Below are 17,819 nucleotides of genomic sequence, written 5' to 3' on the forward strand. Positions count from 1 at the left end.
GTCGCGGTCCGTTTGTTGCTTGATAACTTCATGGACAGGCCGTGACGCGTTGTGTCATCGATTCGTCATCTTGGTGACGTAATCTGCGCGTATGATGACCGATTCGCCTGATCTGCGAAGCGGGATGACACGTTGTGGGGCAAATGCCTCAGGGGGACTCTCATGGATATCACCAACGACCGGCACAGCCAGCACATTTCTCGTCAGTTCAATCAGGAGCTGGATGCGCTGAAAACGCATTTGCTTGCCATGGGAGGTTTGGTCGAAAAGCAGGTTCAAGATGCCATCACATCGCTGCTCGAAGGCGACAGCCATACCGCTGAGCAGGTGCGTGACAATGACCGGGCGGTCAACGACATGCAGCTCAAGATAGATGATGAATGCACGCATATTCTCGCTCGGCGTCAACCTGCAGCGTCCGATCTACGGTTGGTGCTGGCAGTCATCAGGGCAACCTCGGATCTTGAGCGGATTGGTGATGAAGCCAACAAGATCGCTCGCAATGCCTTGCTGCTGCTCGAAGAAGGCCACAATATGCATGGCTTCGTCGAGGTGCGTCATATCAGCCAGCAGGTACGTGACATGCTGCGCAACGCATTAACGGCCTTTGCCCGTTTTGACACGCGTCTGGCGGTAGCGGTACTGCATCAGGATGAATCAGTGGACAGCGAGTATCGCAGCGCCATGCGCTCGCTGGTGACCTTCATGATGGAAGACCCGCGTTCGATCAGTGCGACGCTCAATATCATGTGGGTGCTGCGCGCCCTCGAGCGGATCGGTGATCATGCCGATAACCTGGCGGAATCCGTGGTTTATCTTGTCAAGGGGCTGGATATCAGGCACGTTGATGCCAAAGGGCTTGAGGAAAAGGATCTTGACAAGATTTAGCACTTTTCTTTGAGCGGTAAGCATACAAAGTGAACAGAGGCCCAACAGGGCCTCTTTTTTTATACTTACGCTTTTGGCGTCAGTGACTTGCCAAAACGTTATGTTAGCCTTGGTGGCATTATGTGAAGAGGAAGTGAACGATGATCGAGGCGGTGGATGCCCTCAGCCGTGGAACACGGATGGTATTGAGTGCCGGGTTTCGGCGCTATGTGTTTGTTCCTCTAGCGATTAATCTGGCACTTTATGTGGCCACGATCATGCTGCTTGTCTCACGCTTTGACGGCTGGATGGCGTACTGGATGAGCCAGGTTCCAGGCTGGCTTACTTGGCTTGAATGGTTGATCTGGCCGATGCTGGTCGTCAGCCTGATTCTGTTTGTGTTCTTCACCTTTACGCTGGTGGCCAATCTGATCGCCTCGCCCTTTTATGGTTTTCTGGCCGAGAAAATTGAGCGTGGACTGAGTGACGCCGAGTGGTCGGATGAGCGCAGCCTGTGGCGTCAGGGCATCGATAGTCTCAAGCGTGAAGTGCAGAAGCTGGCCTATTTTCTGCCACGTATAGCGTTTTTGTTATTGCTGGGTTTTGTACCGGCGGTTAACGTTTTTGCACCGCTACTCTGGGCGTTGTTCTCAGCCTGGAGCATGGCGATCCAGTATCTCGACTATCCGATGGACAACCATCAGGTCAGCTTTGCCGAGATGCGCCGCCGTCTTGGCCAGCGTTGGTGGCCTACGTTGACGTTCGGCGGGGTAATCATGGCGACGATCTGGATTCCGATCGTCAACTTGCTGATCATGCCAGGTGCCGTGGCGGCAGCGGTAATGATGTGGCAACGCCATTATCACAGCTTGCCCGCACCCAAGTCATAACCTGTCCGTCAGCCCAATAAATTGCCTTACCCTTAAAAAGCCTGCTATTTCTTCAAATGGCAGGCGTTTCCGTTCTCTATACTGCTTCGCTTCGCCCATCTGATGTTAAGCCACCATGTTCAAACCTTTTGCCATCGTTCTTGCCGTCTCCATCGTGTTGGCTGGCTGCGCTACGCATACCTCCGCGCCTGTGACTTATGCGGCTTCTGAAAATGCTATAGCCGCCGTTCATCTGCCGGAGGACTTTGACACGCCGGTGCTTCAGGATGCTGAGCCGCCGTTCATCTACACGCCGGCCAAGGGCAGTGCTCTTGAGCAGCGTGCTGGCTATGCTATCGACCATAGCGTGGCGGCACAGGCAAAAAACAATCGCATCCGCCATCTGGTGCTGCATTATACCGGCGGTGACGATGCCGCGGCCTTCAAGGCACTGACGGGGCGCACGGTGAGTGCGCACTATCTCGTGCTAGACCGACCCGGTGAGTATCAAGGGCGTCCAGTGGTGCTGCAAATGGTCGATGAAAACAAGCGCGCCTGGCATGCCGGTACGAGCCACTGGAAGGATCGCAGCAACTTGAACGATACATCAATCGGTATCGAGATCGTCAATCATGGCTTTAATACGGGGCCGGAAGGACGGGTATGGGATCCCTTTTCCGAAGCGCAGATCGCGCTGGTGATTGCCTTGAGCAAGGATATTGTCAGGCGCTACGGTATTACGCCGACGAACGTAGTGGGTCACGCCGATATCACACCGGGGCGTAAGCTCGATCCTGGCCCTTTCTTTCCCTGGCAGCGCCTGGCCGATGCGGGTATCGGTGCTTGGCCGGAGCGTGCCACGGTGGCGAAATATCTGGCACGTTTTCAGACGCGTCCGCCGACGCTCATGCAACTGCAGCAGGGTCTGGCAAACTACGGTTACGGTCTGACGCCGAGCGGCATGATGGACGATGAGACACGCAAGGTACTCAAGTCGTTTCAGATGCACTTCCGCCCGACCGAATATTCAGGAACGGTGGATGACGAGACGGCGGCCATCCTGTTCGCACTGCTTGAGAAATATCAGGGCAGTGGTCAGGTGCGCGATATTCTTAACCCATGAACTAACTTATCCACACCCGGTTTAGGGCGCGCGTAGATCAGCTTGCAGTCTTGAGACGTGATTCGGGAAAGACACAGCGAAACAGTGTGCCCTCGCCAATTTCGCTTTCAATTTCAAGCTTGGCATCATGGCGCAGCAGGACATGCTTGACGATCGCCAGCCCAAGCCCGGTACCGCCGCTGGCGGCAGAACGGCCTTTGTCGATACGATAAAACCGTTCGGTCAGCCGTGACAGATGTACTTCAGGGATCCCTTCGCCGTTATCGATTACCTCAAGGGCAGCCCCCTTATGATAGGGGCGATAGCATAGCGTGATCGTGCTGCCGGCCGGGGTGTAGCGCACGGCGTTGAAAACCAGATTAGAGAGCGCGCTTCTGATTTCCTGCTCGTCGCCGAACAGGGCGCGTGATTCTTCTATTACCAATTCAAGGGTATGACTGCCGTTGGCCAGCGATTCGCCATCGGCGCGCACCTGCGCGCACAGCGCGGCGATATCGATCGGGCGGTCTTCACTTTGACGTTCACTGGTTTCGAGCCGTGACAGGGTCAGTAGATCCTCGACCAGATTGCGCATCCTCGTCGATTGCTCCTGCATCTGGCCCAGGCCGCGCATCATGCGCGATGGCAACGCGTCGGGGCATTCCTGCGCCTGATCGAGATAGGTTTCAAGGTAACCGGCGATGACAGTCAACGGTGTGCGCAACTCATGGGAGACATTGGCGACAAAATCACGGCGGGTCTGCTCAAGGCGCACTAGACGGGTCACGTCGCGAATGATCAGCAGGCACTCATCGTCACCGAACACGGTGATCTGGAACTCCAGCATTCGGCCGTCGAGAATCGGTGACGGCAGCGTCAGCGGCTCACGGTATTCACGGCTGGTGTAGTACCTGATGAAACGTGGGTCACGCATGAGGTTAGTCAGATGCTGGCCACGATCCTTGCCGGCATCGAGCCCCAGCATGCGCTCAGCGGCATCATTCCACCAGTCGAGCGCGCCGTGGCGGTCAAGCATCACGACACCGTCGCGCAGCGCCTCGGAAGACTCCTGAACGCGATTGAGGACGCTACGCAGTCGCCCTTGCATGTGGCGCTGGGTTTTCTGATAGCGGTAGAGACGGTCGAATAGATCACCCCATACGCCTTCACCGACCGGCGGCGCCTGGTCGGCGGGGGCACTTAGCCAGGTATAAAGCTTCTTCAGATGGCGCAGCGTGAAGGCCATATGCACAGCAAGACCAAGCGCTACGCCCCAGCCGGGCTGGCCGAGCAGAGCGCCAAGTACGCCGAAGCCGATCACCAGATAAGAGAGTCGCCACAGTTCATTGGTCCAGTAATGCACGCGCCCGTTTCCCGTAAGCGTTGTCGAATCAGGCTCGGATGGAGAAGCGATATCCGGTGCCGCGTACCGTCTGGACCAGGTGCTGGTGATCGTCGCCCAGTGCCTTGCGTAGCCGGCGAATATGGACGTCCACGGTACGTTCTTCAACATAGACGTTTCCTCCCCAGACCTGATCGAGTAGTTGAGTACGCGTGTAGGCACGCTCCTGGTGAGTCATGAAAAACTGCAGCAGGCGGTACTCTGTCGGCCCGATATCGAGTGCCTGCCCGTGAGCGGTCACTCGGTGGCTGGCAGGATCGAGCGCCAGTCCCATAACCTCGACCGTTTCCTCGATGCCCTTGGGCGTGGTACGGCGCAGTACGGCCTTGAGGCGGGCAACCAGCTCACGCGGTGAAAACGGTTTGGTGATGTAATCGTCGGCACCGCTTTCGAGACCCTGAATCTTGTTATCTTCTTCGCCCTTGGCGGTGAGCAGGATAATCGGAATCTCGCGTGTCGTTTCTTCGCGCTTTAAGCGGTGGGCAAGCTCAATCCCACTGGTACCGGGCAACATCCAGTCGAGCAGGATCATATCGGGCTTTTCGTCAACGATAAGGGCATGCCCCTGTTGAGCATTGCCCGCTTCGAGCACGTTAAAATCAGCCATTTCCAGCGCGATAGCGATCATTTCGCGAATGGCGGGCTCGTCGTCGATGATCAGTACAGTCTTGGACATTTGCGCATATCCCTTGGGCAAACCGGTTGTCTGCACACAGCAGGCGGCGATGACAGGACAGTGACGATTTAAACGCAGCTTTATGACAGTCCGATGACAAAGCTTGCGCTCAAACTGGCCAGGTAGTCAGGGCGATACCGCCAAAGAGCACGATGCCTACCCAGTGATTGTTGAGAAAAGCCTTGAAGCAACCTTCACGCGAGCGCGAAGCAGTGATGTACTGCTGATAACCAAAGATAATGGCGATCACTACCAGTGCCGCCCAGTAGAAGCCGCCGAGACTCGCCATTATGCCGGTAATGGCAAGCAGCACCACCACCAGGGCCTGTAATAGACCAATGATCAATAGATCGTGGCGGCCGAACAGCACGGCAGTCGACTTGATGCCGATCTTGAGATCATCGTCGCGGTCGACCATCGCATATTGGGTATCATAGACCAGCGTCCAGATGATATTGGCAAAGAACAGCCACCACGCCTCGGCCGGTACGTGGGCAAGCTCGGCACCGAAGGCCATCGGGATTCCCCAACCGAAGGCGGCACCAAGCACCACTTGAGGGAAATGGGTATAGCGCTTCATGAACGGATAGAGCGCTGCCAGCACCGCGCCGCCCAGTGACAATACAATGGTGAAACCGTTGGTGAAGCAGACCAGTACAAAAGCCAGTACCAGCAATATGGCGAACAGTATCAGCGCTTCACGTCCACTGATGCGCTTGGTTGCCAACGGGCGTTCGCGAGTACGTTTGACATGGGCGTCGAAATTGCGATCGGCATAGTCGTTGATCACACAGCCCGCAGCGCGCATGACGTAAACGCCGGCGATAAAAATGATCAGGTTGCTGCGTGAAGGTAGCCCATCGGCCGCCAGCCACAGCGCCGCCAGCGTTGGCCACATTAAAAGCCAGGTCCCGATCGGTCGGTCGAGGCGCATCAGGCGTAGGAAATCGAAAATGCGTTCGAAGGGCGATGCGAGTGGCGACGAAGACGGCATGAAGCCTCCAGACTGGAAAAAGACCGATTCAGACGACAGCAGTCTAACCGAAACGTCCGGTTTGTGATGAGGGTAATCAGGACGGAATCCAGAAAGCTAGCGCATAACCAGAAAATGCTAGGCATTGACCTTATCATGTCAGGGCCAGGCGGCATGGCAGGTAAACAGTCACCTATGGAGGCCTTGTATGCGGTTGATAAAGTGGCTATCTATCGCTATCGCCCAGGGAAATTAAGTAGGACAGCAGTGTCTTCATCGACTCAAGGAGGAGCAATTATCGATGCGTACGATCATGGTGACAGGTGGGGCTGGCTTCATTGGCTCTGCCTTGATTCGCCACATCATTCATCACGGCAGTGAACGGATCGTCAATGTCGATTGCCTGACTTATGCTGGGAATCTTCAGGCGCTTGCATCGGTGAGTGATAGTCACCGTTATTGTTTCGAACGAATCAACATCTGTGATGGTGAGGCAGTCAGAGCAGTGTTGGCACGCTATCAGCCTGATGTCATTGTTCATCTGGCCGCTGAATCGCACGTTGATCGCTCCATCAACGGGCCGGCGGTATTCATTGAAACCAATATCGTTGGCACTTATACGCTGCTTGAAGCCGCGCGTGACTTTTGGCAACAGCTACCCACGCTGCGGCGCGATGCGTTTCGTTTTCACCAAGTATCCACCGATGAAGTGTTCGGGGATCTGGGCGATACGCAGGAGGCTTTCCATGAGCAATCGCCTTATGCAGCGAACAAGGCTGGCGCTGATCATCTGGTTCGCGCCTGGCATCGTAGCTATGGCTTGCCCGTCATCATCACCAATAGTTCCAACAATTACGGGCCCTATCACTATCCTGAAAAATTGATTCCGTTAACCATACGCAATGCGTTGGAAGGCAAAGCCATCCCACTGTATGGCCAAGGTACGCAGCGCCGCGATTGGCTTTACGTCGCGGATCACGCCGAAGCGCTTTATACCGTGATGCAGCGGGGCAGGGTCGGTGAAAACTATGCCATAGGCGGGCGTTGCGAACGACGTAATATAGATGTTGTTAATGCAATCTGCACTGAACTTAATGCGCTCGATATCGCCCGGCCTGAGGGAGTTACTGACTATCGTGAATTGATCACGCACGTCGAAGACCGCCCCGGTCACGATGTTCGTTATGCCATCAATTGCGCAAAGATCGAGCAAGAATTGGGTTGGAAGCCACGTGAAAGCTTCGAAAGCGGACTGCGCAAGACGATCCGTTGGGCTATCGATCATCCGCGCTGGTGGCTAAGGGATACTGACGGGATTGGTACAAGTCGCTGATGTATTCAGGTTATTCAGGCAGAAGGATATGAGTTTGCTGCATTAGTTGAGAAGATAATGATGAATTACCGAGCCTACGCTCATAGCGTCGATGCTGCAGGCAAAAAGTCGTACTGGCGCGATGGGCAGAGCCATTGCTAGGCTAGGCTCTGTTCGAACACTGTTCACAGTGGTTTAATCGCGCTGTGGCGCGGCGCGACATGTCATGAAACAATGAGCAAAGCTTGTTTGTCATGCATCGTGCAGTGCTATCGAGCAAGGTGATTATCGTCGATACCACGTGTGTAGACATTGAAGTGTCATACAACAATAGTGTGCGGCTGTAGCCGTCATAATTATTGCTCGCCATATATCATTGGCAAACCCAGGAGGCATTATGCGTAAGCCAGAACTCGCCGCTGCTATCGCGGAACAGGCGGATATTTCTAAGGACAAGGCCAGCCAGGTGCTGAACGTGATTCTCGATGAGATCGCCAGCAACGTGGCCAAGGGGAACGACGTTAATCTGATCGGTTTCGGCTCCTTTACCATTCGTGAGCGCGCCGCGCGCACGGGTAAAAATCCGCAAACCGGCGAGCCGCTGAATATCCCGGCCAGCAAGACCGTTGCGTTCAAGCCCGGTAAGGGCCTCAAGGATGCGGTCGCTAAAGGCTGATTGGCCTTTGGCACACACACCGGCTGCTTGCAGCCGGTGCTTATTCCGAGCGATACGCCTCCCTGTCTTAATTCTCCACTCTACCTTTCTTGCTCATGCTATCAGTGGGCCACTGATGCTAGACCTGGCCATAGCGATTAGCCTTGTCGCCGAGCCAGCGCCGAATCAGCGGCTCGACGCAAGCAGGCGATTGTGCCAGCAACGCCGTGGACAGTGCCTTGACCGGCTCAAGCAGGTTACGGTCACGTTCCAGATCGGCAATCTTCATGCCGACCAGCCCTGTCTGGCGCGTACCCAGCACTTCACCCGGTCCGCGTAGTTCCAAATCCTTTTCGGCTATACGAAAGCCATCATTGGTTTCTCGCATCACTGCCAGCCGTTCACGTGAGTGCTCCGACAGCGGTGGATGATAGAGCAGCACGCAAAAGCTCTCGATGCGTCCTCTGCCAACACGGCCGCGCAACTGATGAAGCTGGGCCAGCCCCAGACGTTCGGGATTTTCGATGATCATCAGGCTGGCATTGGGTACATCAACCCCTACCTCAATCACCGTGGTGGCTACCAGAAGATCAAGTTCGCCTGCCTTGAACGCGGCCATGATCGTGGCTTTTTCCGCCGATTTCATCCGGCCATGGACGAGGCCGACCTGAAATTCAGGCAGCGCCATGACCAGTGCGTCACGTGTTGCTTCGGCGGCCTGACACTGTAGCGCTTCTGATTCTTCGATTAACGTACATACCCAATACGCCTGACGGCCATCGCGACAGGCATTTCTGATTCGTTCGATCACTTCGCCACGTCGCTCGTCGGCCACTGCGACCGTCTTGACCGGTGTACGCCCTGGTGGCAATTCGTCGATCACGGAAAGGTCGAGATCAGCATAGGCACTCATCGCCAGCGTTCTGGGAATCGGTGTGGCGGTCATGATCAGCTGGTGCGGCGTAATACCCGCGCTCTCGCCTTTTTCACGTAGTGCAAGGCGTTGATGAACCCCAAAGCGATGTTGCTCATCGATGATGGCCAGGCCAAGGCGGTGAAAATGAACATCTTGCTGAAATAGCGCGTGGGTACCGACGATGACCTGGGCCCGGCCATCGGCGATGGCGGCTTTGGTATCGAGACGTGTCTTGCCCTTGAGCTTGCCCGATAGCCAGGCGACATCAATGCCCAGCGGCTCGAACCAGTGCTTGAAGCTTCGAAAATGCTGCTCGGCCAGCAGTTCGGTGGGTGCCATCATCGCCGCTTGATAATCCCCGGCAATGGCCTGCAGTGCCGCCATCGCGGCGACCACGGTCTTGCCCGAGCCAACGTCTCCTTGTACTAAGCGCAGCATGGGAACACCGCTGACGACATCACGACCAATCTCGCTGAGTACGCGATGCTGGGCGCCGGTCAACGCAAAGGGCAGGCCAGCGAGAAAACGCGTCTGTAGCGAGGTGCCGGCTGGCAGCTGCGGTGCGCTATCTTCACGAATACGCTCTCGAATCTGGCGCAGACTCAGCTGGTGGGCAAGCAGTTCCTCAAGCGCGAGACGGCGCTGTGCAGGATGATGACCGTCAGCCAGCATATCCAAAGGTGCATCGGGCGGTGGTTGATGAAGAAAACGCAGCGATTCGTCCAACCCGGGCAGGCGAAAGCGCACGCGTAGCGGTTCGGGAATCAGTTCTGGCAACTCATCTGGATGGGCTTCGAAGCGCTGGAGCGCCTGAAGGATAAGCCCGCGCAGACGGGGTTGGGCGAGTCCTTCAGTAGTAGGGTAGATCGGCGTGAGGGTCTCTTCGACCGGCGCGTCTGGATCGTTGAGCAAGCGATACTCGGGATGATAGAACTCAAGCCCCGTGCTGCCGGCTCGCGCCTCACCGAAAAAACGTACCCGAGCCCCCCTCGCGAACTGCTTTTGCTGGGCGGGGGCAAAATGGAAAAACCGCAGCGACACAATGCCTGAGCCATCCTTGATACGCACCAGTAGGCTAAGGCGCTTGCCTTTGATGACGTCGGCTGCAGTGACTTCGCCTTCCACCACCGATTCCAGGCCGCTTCTCAACGCAGCAATCGGGGTGATGTGGGTACGGTCCTGATAGCGCAGCGGCAAATGAAACAGCAGATCGGCGATCGAGACTATATTGAGCCGTGCCAATTTCTCAGCCAGTGCAGGGCCAACGCCGGCGAGCTCAGTAATACTCGCCTCGAGCCTGGTCATGCGGCTGCGTCACCCTGTGACTGGCACACGCTGATGGCGCGGATAAGCACATCAATGGCTTTAGGACGTGGAAAGCTTGCCCGCCATGCTAATGCGACCATCCGGGTCGGTGCCGGTGCCTTGAACGGCCGGCTCGCCAACATGCTGTTTTCGTACTGACCGGTACCGGCCGCTGAGCGCGGTAGTACGGTAATACCGAATCCCGATGCCACCATATGGCGTATGGTTTCCAGTGAGCCGCTTTCGGCAATCAGTGTGTGGCCTGGCATGTGAAGTTGCGAATTGATTGCCGGACACGCTTCAAGAATCTGATCGCGGAAACAATGGCCCTCGCCGAGCAGCAGCAGTTGCTCATCGAGCAGCTCATCTCGGTCGATTTCCGTCTTGGACGTCCACGGATGGTCGTGAGGCATCAGCACGTCAAAAGACTCTTCATAAAGGGCTTTGGTCAGCACGTCCGGTTCAGTGAATGGCAACGCCAGAATAAGTACATCAAGCTCACCTGAGCGCAGCTTGCGGCGCAGTTCACCGGTAAAATTCTCTTCGATGTACAAAGGCATCTGCGGTGCCTGCTGGGCAAGTTCAGGGATCAGATGGGGAAAGAGATACGGGCCAATCGTATAGATGGCGCCGATACGCAGCGGACTGGAGAGCTGGTCCTTGCCCTCACTGGCCAATTCCTTGATGACACTGGCCTGTTCGAGCACGCGCTGCGCCTGGTCGATGATCTTTTCGCCCAACGGCGTGACCTGTACGGTAGACTTGCTGCGCTCGAACAGCGCAACGCCGAGTTCTTCTTCGAGCTTCTTGACCGCCACGGAGAGTGTCGGTTGTGAAACGAAGCAGCGTTCTGCGGCGCGGCCGAAGTGGCGTTCCTGCGCCAAGGTTACGATGTAGCGGAGTTCTGTTAAAGTCATGTGTCAGTCCACGAGGCATCGCATGAATGCAATAGTGTGTGGTCTTTCCTGCCAAGGACCGTTTTGTAAGCAATTGCAGTTATAAGTCTTGCCTATCAAGGACGTTTTACCAAGGAGTGGCGGAAAGGTGAACAAGACGTGTCTTATTCTCGGTTGTGGCGATGTAGGAAGTACATTGGGTATCCGATTACTTGCCAAAGGATATCGTGTTATCGGCGCCCGGCGTAATGTCGCCGCGCTGGCCGGTACGGGTATCGAGCCATTGGCGCTCGACGTCAATGCAGAGGACGCGTTTGATGCGCTGCCTCATGCCGACATCGTAGTATATGCTATCAGTGCTGATCGTTTTGAAGAAGAAGCCTATAAGGTGGCTTATGTTGACGGTCTTGCTCGTACACTGAAAGTGCTTGAAGCACGTGATGTTCCGCCTGCGCATGTTTTCTTCGTCTCGTCGACCTCCGTCTATGGTCAGCAGGACGGTGAACTGGTCAACGAAGAGAGCGAGACGGCGCCGAGCGGATTTTCCGGTCAATTGATGGTCGAAGCCGAGCAGCAGCTGCTCAACAGTCCGCTGCCGGGTACATTGGTACGCTTTTCGGGGATCTATGGCCCGGGGCGTGATCGCCTGATCCGGCAGGTCAGGGATGGGCGCATCGCGGCGGCCAATCCCGTGATGCATTCCAACCGCATTCACCGCGACGACTGTGCCGGCGTATTGGTTTATCTCATTGAACGGGCCATGAACGGCGAGCCGATCGCTGATCGTTATTTAGCCAGCGATTGTGAGTCGGCGCCGATACACGACGTTATGACCTGGCTGGCCAAGCAACTCAAGGTTGAGTCGCATGAGACGATTCAATCGCCGCTACGTCGGCGTGCCAGTAAGTGCTGCGATAATACTAGGCTTGTTGAGCTCGGTTATCGCTTTGAGTATCCCACCTTTCGCGAAGGCTACCGGCAGGTGCTGAAAGAGGCCGGCATCGTAACTGTGGAAACAAAGTGACGAAGTAAACGCGTGTGGTATCGCAAGGTACACGCCTAAAAAAAGCGAGAGCCACGGCTCTCGCTTTTTTTATTCATGGACTTGAGACGATCAAGCGCTCAGTCGCCGATCACCATCACGCCTTCCGCTTCGAACTGACTGCCTTTGGGCAACGCCTTGACGCCGACCGCGGCGCGAGCCGGGTAAGGCTTACCGAAGTAGCCTTCCATGATCTGGTTGACCTTGGCGAAGTTGTCCAGATCGGTCAGATAAAGGTTGAGCTTGACGATATCATTGAGGGAACCGCCCGCTTCTTCACAGACCGCACGCAGATTGGCAAATACCTGATGAGCCTGGACTTCGATATCGCCACCGACCAGTTCCATGGTCTGGGGATCGAGCGGGATCTGTCCGGACAGATAAATGGTGTTACCGGCCTTGATGGCCTGAGAGTATGGGCCGATAGCGGCAGGGGCGTTGTCGGTATGAATCGCAGCGCGATTGCTCATATTGTGCTCCTTGCGTTCAGTTATAGTAGTGGCCAATCGTGAGTGACAAGCGCACTCGCTCTGCGTGACGGTGCGCCATTAAAAACATGACCGCCGGCCGTTGAAATCCGGCAGACGGTCAATAAATCGATATCAGTTCTTTACGCGGGTAATCTTGCTGACATGATGCAAGTTACGGATACGTTTGATGATGCGTGCCAAGTGAATACGATCCTTGACGGCAAGAATCAGGTTGATGATTGACAGGCGAGCATCACGCTCTTCAATCCCGATGCGTTCAATGTTGGCCTCGGCGTCGGTGACCAGACTCGCCAGCTCGGCCACAAGGCCACGGCGTGTCTCGATTTCCAGGCGCAGCGCAACGGGGAAGTCGCCTTCGATAGTGTTGGACCATTCCAGCGGGAAGCATTTTTCCGGATCGCTGCGACAGTCATCGATATTACGACAATCACTGCGGTGCACAACGATGCCCTTGCCGACACTCATGTGTCCGGCGATAGGATCTCCCGGCAGTGGGTGGCAGCAGCGGGCGAAGCTGATCATCATGCTGTCGGCGCCACTGATCGCAATCGGCCCCGTGGTATTGCTTGTGGGCTCTTCGGCAGCGGCAGCGGTATCGGTAAACACCAAACGTCGCGCCACGCTGTAGGCAACCTTGTTGCCAAGCCCGATCGCATCGAACAGATCATCTTCTCCGTCTAATGCCATCTCCTCAAGCAAGGCCTCCATGCGACCCTCTGGCAGCGTTTCAAGACGGGCGTCGAAGGCGTCCAGCGACTTGTTCAACAGACGCCTGCCCAACTGGACCGAATCGCTGCGCTGCTGATGCTTGAGATAATGACGTACTGCCGAACGGGCCTTGGCGGTGACAACAAATGAAAGCCAGCCGAGGCTCGGGCGTGCCCCAGGTGCTGTGATGATTTCTACCGTCTGGCCGCTTTCGAGCGGGGTCGACAGCGACGCCAGATGGCGGTCAATGCGGCAGGCAATACAGCTGTTGCCGATATCGGTATGCACCGTATAGGCGAAATCGACGGCCGTCGCCCCATGGGGCAGCTCCATAATGTCGCCCTTGGGCGTGAAGACATAGATATCATCGGGAAACAGGTCGTTCTTGACGTGCTCGATGAACTCCAGCGGGTTGCCGGCGTGGCGCTGCATCTCAAGCAGACCGCGCACCCACTCGCGCGCACGCGCGTGACTCCCCATGGCAATCGGCCGGTCGGTCTGACCCGCCTTGTAGAGCCAATGCGCGGCGATGCCGTTGTTGGCCATCGCTTCCATTTCACGCGTACGGATCTGCACTTCGATGGGAATCCCATTCATGCCGAACAGCGTGGTATGCAGGCTCTGGTAGCCATTGGCCTTGGGAATCGCGATGTAATCCTTGAAACGTCCCGGCACGGGCTTGTAGAGGTTATGCACTGCCCCGAGGATGCGATAACAGGTATCGACGCGGTCGGTGATGATGCGAAACCCGAATACATCCATCAACTCACTGAACGATTTACGCTGGTCACGCATCTTGTGATAGATCGACAGCAGATGCTTCTGACGACCGATCACCGTACCGGGCAGCCCTTCATCATCGAGGCACTTCTGCAGCGTGCTCTGCACGTGGCGCACCATCGAGCGACGGTTGCCGCGTGCCTTGACCACTGCACGTTGGATGCGCTCGGCGCGCATGGGATGGATCGCCTGGAACGATAAGTCCTCAAGTTCAACACGAATCGTGTTGATCCCTAAACGGCTGGCGATACGGGCGTAGATTTCCAGCGTCTCGCGGGCAATACGGCGCTTCTTGTCGGGCCTGAGTGCCCCGAGGGTGCGCATGTTATGCAGACGATCGGCGAGTTTGACAATGATGACACGGATATCGCGCGACATTGCCAATACCATCTTCTGGAAGTTCTCAGCCTGAGCGACCGCCTTGTCCTCGAAGGTGATCTGAGTCAGCTTCGACACGCCATCAACCAGCTCGGCAACTTCATTGCCGAACTGCTTGATCAACGCTTCCTTGGAGACACCCGTATCCTCGATCACGTCATGCAGCATGGCGGCCATCAGGCTTTGATAGTCCATGTGCATGTTGGCGAGGATATTGGCGACCGCCAGCGGATGGGTCACATAGGGTTCACCCGAACGACGGCGCTGGCCGTCGTGGGCTTGCTCGGCGTAGTAGAACGCACGTTTGACCTGGCATATCTCATCAGCGGGCAGATAGCCACCGAGGCGGTCGGCGAGATCATCAATCGTAAACATGGCGTGCGTTTCCGAATCGGACAGGCGCTAACGGGCGCGCCTGTCTCAGCCCTCGTACTCTGCTGGATCACGACGCGGACGCGGCGGTAGTGCTTCTGTGGGCTCATCGAGCACGCTTGCGTCGATGTGGCCTTCGGCGATTTCACGCAGAGCAACAACCGTGGCCTTGTCGTTTTCCCATCCCACATGAGGATTACGCGTGCCGCGTGCTAGCTGACGTGAACGCTTGGTCGCGATCATGACCAGCTGGAAGCGGTTTTCAACATTTTCCAGACAATCTTCAACGGTTACTCGCGCCATGAGTCGGTACCTGGTCGTTTATCGGTTAATCGATAGTAAAAATGAGGATGACTTGATGTAAATCTTCGGGGGGATATCGAGTCTACTCGACGTCCTCCATATGTGACAAGAGGTCATGCAAAAGCGCGCCATGTCGAGCACGTACGCGTGACAGGCGAAGACGTTCGGCGCTGATCAGACTTCTGAGCTCACCGAGCGCCACGTCGAAATCGTCATTGACGATAACGTAGTCGTATTCGTCGAAATGTGACATTTCACTGACGGCATCACGCATCCGTCGGGCAATCGTCGCTACGTCGTCCTGACCGCGGTGGGAAAGCCGCTCGTTAAGCGCTTGCCAAGAGGGTGGCAGAATAAAGATCGAGACGGCTTCCGGCATCTGCAGGCGCACTTGTCGGGCTCCCTGCCAGTCGATTTCCAGAATTACATCCTCACCGGCATTCAGGCGTTTTTCCACCTCGATCCGTGAGGTGCCGTAGTGGCGGTCGAATACCCACGCGTGCTCAAAGAATTCGCCGCGCTCGATCAGCAGCTCAAACGTAGCTTCGTCGACGAAATGGTAGTTCACACCATCGGCCTCGCCAGGGCGCATCGACCGCGTGGTATGAGAGACCGAGACGCCTATATTGGCGGTCGACTCGATCAGGCCCCGCACCAGGCTGGTCTTGCCGGCACCTGAGGGGGCGGAAATGATGTAGAGAGTCCCTTGCATGGCTAGCGTTCGCATTCGCAGGAATATAAGGCACGTCGTCAGGACGCAGGCTTATGAATATGAGTGGGGCCGCATGACCAAGGTCAACAGACCGATTGTGGTCATTATCGCACAAATCTCCTTGGCAGGAAGGTGGATGCTGCTTTACCCGCAAGGGCAGGTTTCATTCGTTGTCCCTGGCATGAGCTTCTATGCTGCTTAACAGGCTAACGGACCACTGATACATAGCATCGCAAGGAGAGTGACTAATGCAAACACGAACGCTCGGCCAGTCACTGACCGTATCCGCGCTCGGCCTGGGCTGCATGGGGATGTCCGAATTCTATGGCAGCCGCGACGAAAGCGAAGCCATTGCCACCATTCATCGCGCTCTCGAGCTGGGCGTCACCCTGCTTGATACGGCCGACATGTACGGCGTCGGCCACAACGAGGAATTGGTGGGTCGCGCTATCCGCGATCGCCGTGATGGCGTCGTGCTGGCAACCAAATTCGGCAATGTACGTGGCGAAGATGGCAGCTTTCAGGGCGTCAGTGGCCGTCCCGAATACGTACGTCAGGCCTGCGAGGCGAGCCTGAAGCGGTTGGGCGTCGAAACTATCGATCTCTATTATCAGCACCGTGTCGACCCCAATACGCCCATCGAGGACACCGTCGGTGCGATGGCCGAGCTGGTCAAGGAGGGCAAGGTACGCTATCTCGGCCTGTCCGAAGCTGCTGCGGAGACGGTTCGGCGCGCCCATGACGTTCATCCCATTGCTGCGTTGCAGACCGAATATTCGCTATGGACTCGTGATGTCGAAACCGAGCTGTTGCCCACCGTGCGCGAGTTGGGCATTGGCTTCGTACCTTACAGCCCGCTCGGACGCGGTTTTCTGACCGGTCAGATCAAGCGCCGCGAGGACCTGCCGGAAGGCGACTTTCGCCGCAATGCGCCGCGCTTTCAGAGCGACAACTTCCGCCGCAATCTCGACCTGGTCGCCGAAGTGGAAAGCATTGCCATGAAGAAGGGGTGCACACCGGCGCAGCTAGCACTGGCCTGGGTGCTGTCACGCGGCGAGGATATCGTGCCGATACCGGGCACCAAGAAACGCCATTATCTAGAACAAAATCTCGGCGCGCTTGAGGTTGAACTCAGCACGGAAGAGCTGAGTCGCATCGAACGGGCGATGCCCCTGGGTGCCGCTGCGGGGGAACGTTATCCTGAAGCGCAGATGCAGGCACTCAACCGTTAGATGACAGGCATTGCACGTCACGCCAACGTGACGCTATAAGTGAGCGATGCGGCGTGATCCTTGTCACGCCGATCGCCAGTGGAGTAGAGCATGGAGCAGAAGGTCGTCATTCTCACCGGCGCGAGCCGCGGCATCGGTCATGCCACGGTCAAGCGTTTCAACGCCGCTGGCTGGCGGGTCATCACCGTATCGCGCCACGCCTTCGCGTCGGAATGTCCATGGCTCAGCGGCAAGGTAGACCATGTCCAGTTCGATCTGAGTGATCCTCAGACACTGTCGGCCGGCATCGAAGAGATCCGCTCACGGCTCAAGGGCGGCAAGCTGCATGCGCTTATCAACAATGCCGGTATCTCGCCCAAGAATGAAGAAGGCGGACGTCTTGGCGTCCTCGGCACTGATTATGCCGACTGGGTCAGCGTCTTCAACGTCAACTTGTTCTCGACCGCGTTGCTGGCCCGTCATCTGTTCGATGAACTCAGGGCAGCGGGTGGCGTAGTGATCAACATCACTTCGATCGCCGGTAGCCGCGTTCATCCCTTCGCCGGTGCCGCCTACGCCGCGTCCAAGGCGGCACTGGCAACATTGACCCGTGAGATGGCGGCCGAATTCGGCCAGTACGGTGTGCGGGTCAATGCCATCTCGCCCGGCGAAATCGCCACGGCAATTCTCTCGCCCGGTACCGACGAGATCGTTGATCATGACATCCCAATGAACCGGCTGGGGCGGCCCGAAGAAGTCGCGGAGACGATCTATTTTCTTTGCACCGACGCGGCCTCCTACGTAAACGGTGCCGAGATCCATGTCAACGGTGGCCAGCACGTCTAGAGC

The 17,819-nt window shown here is 56.6% G+C and carries 17 protein-coding genes; 8 read left to right on the forward strand and 9 right to left on the reverse strand.

Annotated elements, in window-relative coordinates; translation table 11 throughout:
* Positions 1-162: 162 nt before the first annotated feature.
* The 3 genes from phoU to C3Z11_RS05065 all read left to right on the forward strand — a co-directional run bounded on the left by phoU (position 163) and on the right by C3Z11_RS05065 (position 2,859).
* A complete protein-coding gene (gene phoU, locus C3Z11_RS05055) occupies positions 163-888 on the forward strand; it encodes a phosphate signaling complex protein PhoU (RefSeq protein ID WP_106476822.1) in 726 nt (241 codons plus the stop codon).
* A gap of 140 nt (positions 889-1,028) precedes the next feature.
* On the forward strand, positions 1,029-1,757 hold the full coding sequence (cysZ, locus tag C3Z11_RS05060; protein ID WP_106476823.1) for a sulfate transporter CysZ: 729 nt from the start codon (positions 1,029-1,031) through the stop codon (positions 1,755-1,757).
* 115 nt (positions 1,758-1,872) lie between these two features.
* Positions 1,873-2,859 carry an N-acetylmuramoyl-L-alanine amidase gene (locus tag C3Z11_RS05065; protein ID WP_106476824.1) on the forward strand — a complete coding sequence of 329 codons (987 nt, stop codon included), beginning with the start codon at positions 1,873-1,875 and terminating at the stop codon, positions 2,857-2,859.
* 37 nt (positions 2,860-2,896) lie between these two features.
* Here C3Z11_RS05065 and phoR read toward each other — a convergent pair whose 3' ends face one another.
* The 3 genes from phoR to ubiA form a co-directional block, all read right to left on the reverse strand.
* A complete protein-coding gene (phoR, locus tag C3Z11_RS05070) occupies positions 2,897-4,201 on the reverse strand; it encodes a phosphate regulon sensor histidine kinase PhoR (protein ID WP_106476825.1) in 1,305 nt (434 codons plus the stop codon).
* A 28-nt stretch (positions 4,202-4,229) separates the two neighbouring features.
* Positions 4,230-4,916 (reverse strand): phosphate regulon transcriptional regulator PhoB, encoded by a 687-nt coding sequence (gene phoB / locus C3Z11_RS05075; RefSeq protein ID WP_106476826.1) that lies wholly within the window; start codon positions 4,914-4,916, stop codon positions 4,230-4,232.
* A 109-nt stretch (positions 4,917-5,025) separates the two neighbouring features.
* On the reverse strand, positions 5,026-5,910 hold the full coding sequence (ubiA, locus tag C3Z11_RS05080; protein WP_106476827.1) for a 4-hydroxybenzoate octaprenyltransferase: 885 nt from the start codon (positions 5,908-5,910) through the stop codon (positions 5,026-5,028).
* A 280-nt stretch (positions 5,911-6,190) separates the two neighbouring features.
* On the opposite strand from ubiA, the gene rfbB reads away from it, so the two are divergent.
* Both rfbB and C3Z11_RS05090 read left to right on the forward strand, forming a co-directional pair.
* A complete protein-coding gene (gene rfbB, locus C3Z11_RS05085) occupies positions 6,191-7,222 on the forward strand; it encodes a dTDP-glucose 4,6-dehydratase (RefSeq protein ID WP_106476828.1) in 1,032 nt (343 codons plus the stop codon).
* Between the two features lie 376 nt (positions 7,223-7,598).
* Positions 7,599-7,877, forward strand: coding sequence for an HU family DNA-binding protein (locus C3Z11_RS05090; protein ID WP_106476829.1), 279 nt, complete (start codon positions 7,599-7,601; stop codon positions 7,875-7,877).
* Positions 7,878-7,995: 118 nt separating this feature from the next.
* On the opposite strand, the gene recG is transcribed toward C3Z11_RS05090, so the two are convergent.
* Together recG and C3Z11_RS05100 are read right to left on the reverse strand one after the other, a co-directional pair.
* Complete coding sequence (recG, locus tag C3Z11_RS05095; RefSeq protein ID WP_106476830.1) at positions 7,996-10,077, reverse strand: ATP-dependent DNA helicase RecG; 2,082 nt, start codon at positions 10,075-10,077, stop codon at positions 7,996-7,998.
* Positions 10,074-10,994 (reverse strand): hydrogen peroxide-inducible genes activator, encoded by a 921-nt coding sequence (locus C3Z11_RS05100; protein WP_106476831.1) that lies wholly within the window; start codon positions 10,992-10,994, stop codon positions 10,074-10,076. The genes recG and C3Z11_RS05100 overlap by 4 nt, the downstream gene beginning before the upstream one ends.
* Positions 10,995-11,121: 127 nt before the next feature.
* On the opposite strand from C3Z11_RS05100, the gene C3Z11_RS05105 reads away from it, so the two are divergent.
* Positions 11,122-11,997 (forward strand): SDR family oxidoreductase, encoded by an 876-nt coding sequence (locus C3Z11_RS05105; protein WP_106476832.1) that lies wholly within the window; start codon positions 11,122-11,124, stop codon positions 11,995-11,997.
* 98 nt (positions 11,998-12,095) lie between these two features.
* Here C3Z11_RS05105 and C3Z11_RS05110 read toward each other — a convergent pair whose 3' ends face one another.
* The 4 genes from C3Z11_RS05110 to gmk form a co-directional block, all read right to left on the reverse strand.
* A complete protein-coding gene (locus tag C3Z11_RS05110; RefSeq protein WP_106476833.1) occupies positions 12,096-12,485 on the reverse strand; it encodes a RidA family protein in 390 nt (129 codons plus the stop codon).
* Positions 12,486-12,617: 132 nt separating this feature from the next.
* Positions 12,618-14,747, reverse strand: coding sequence for a RelA/SpoT family protein (locus C3Z11_RS05115; RefSeq protein ID WP_106476834.1), 2,130 nt, complete (start codon positions 14,745-14,747; stop codon positions 12,618-12,620).
* A gap of 45 nt (positions 14,748-14,792) precedes the next feature.
* On the reverse strand, positions 14,793-15,047 hold the full coding sequence (gene rpoZ / locus C3Z11_RS05120) for a DNA-directed RNA polymerase subunit omega (RefSeq protein WP_106476835.1): 255 nt from the start codon (positions 15,045-15,047) through the stop codon (positions 14,793-14,795).
* 82 nt (positions 15,048-15,129) lie between these two features.
* Positions 15,130-15,759, reverse strand: a complete 630-nt coding sequence (gene gmk, locus C3Z11_RS05125) for a guanylate kinase (RefSeq protein ID WP_106476836.1) — start codon at positions 15,757-15,759, stop codon at positions 15,130-15,132.
* Positions 15,760-16,007: 248 nt separating this feature from the next.
* Here gmk and C3Z11_RS05135 point away from each other — a divergent pair, with 248 nt between their 5' ends.
* Positions 16,008-16,991 (forward strand): aldo/keto reductase, encoded by a 984-nt coding sequence (locus C3Z11_RS05135; RefSeq protein ID WP_106476838.1) that lies wholly within the window; start codon positions 16,008-16,010, stop codon positions 16,989-16,991.
* 90 nt (positions 16,992-17,081) lie between these two features.
* Entirely contained in the window at positions 17,082-17,816 is a 735-nt protein-coding gene (locus C3Z11_RS05140) for an SDR family NAD(P)-dependent oxidoreductase (protein ID WP_106476839.1), read from the forward strand.
* Positions 17,817-17,819 lie beyond the last annotated feature (3 nt).

The organism is Phytohalomonas tamaricis, from assembly GCF_003012345.1.
Taxonomy (GTDB): domain Bacteria; phylum Pseudomonadota; class Gammaproteobacteria; order Pseudomonadales; family Halomonadaceae; genus Phytohalomonas; species Phytohalomonas tamaricis.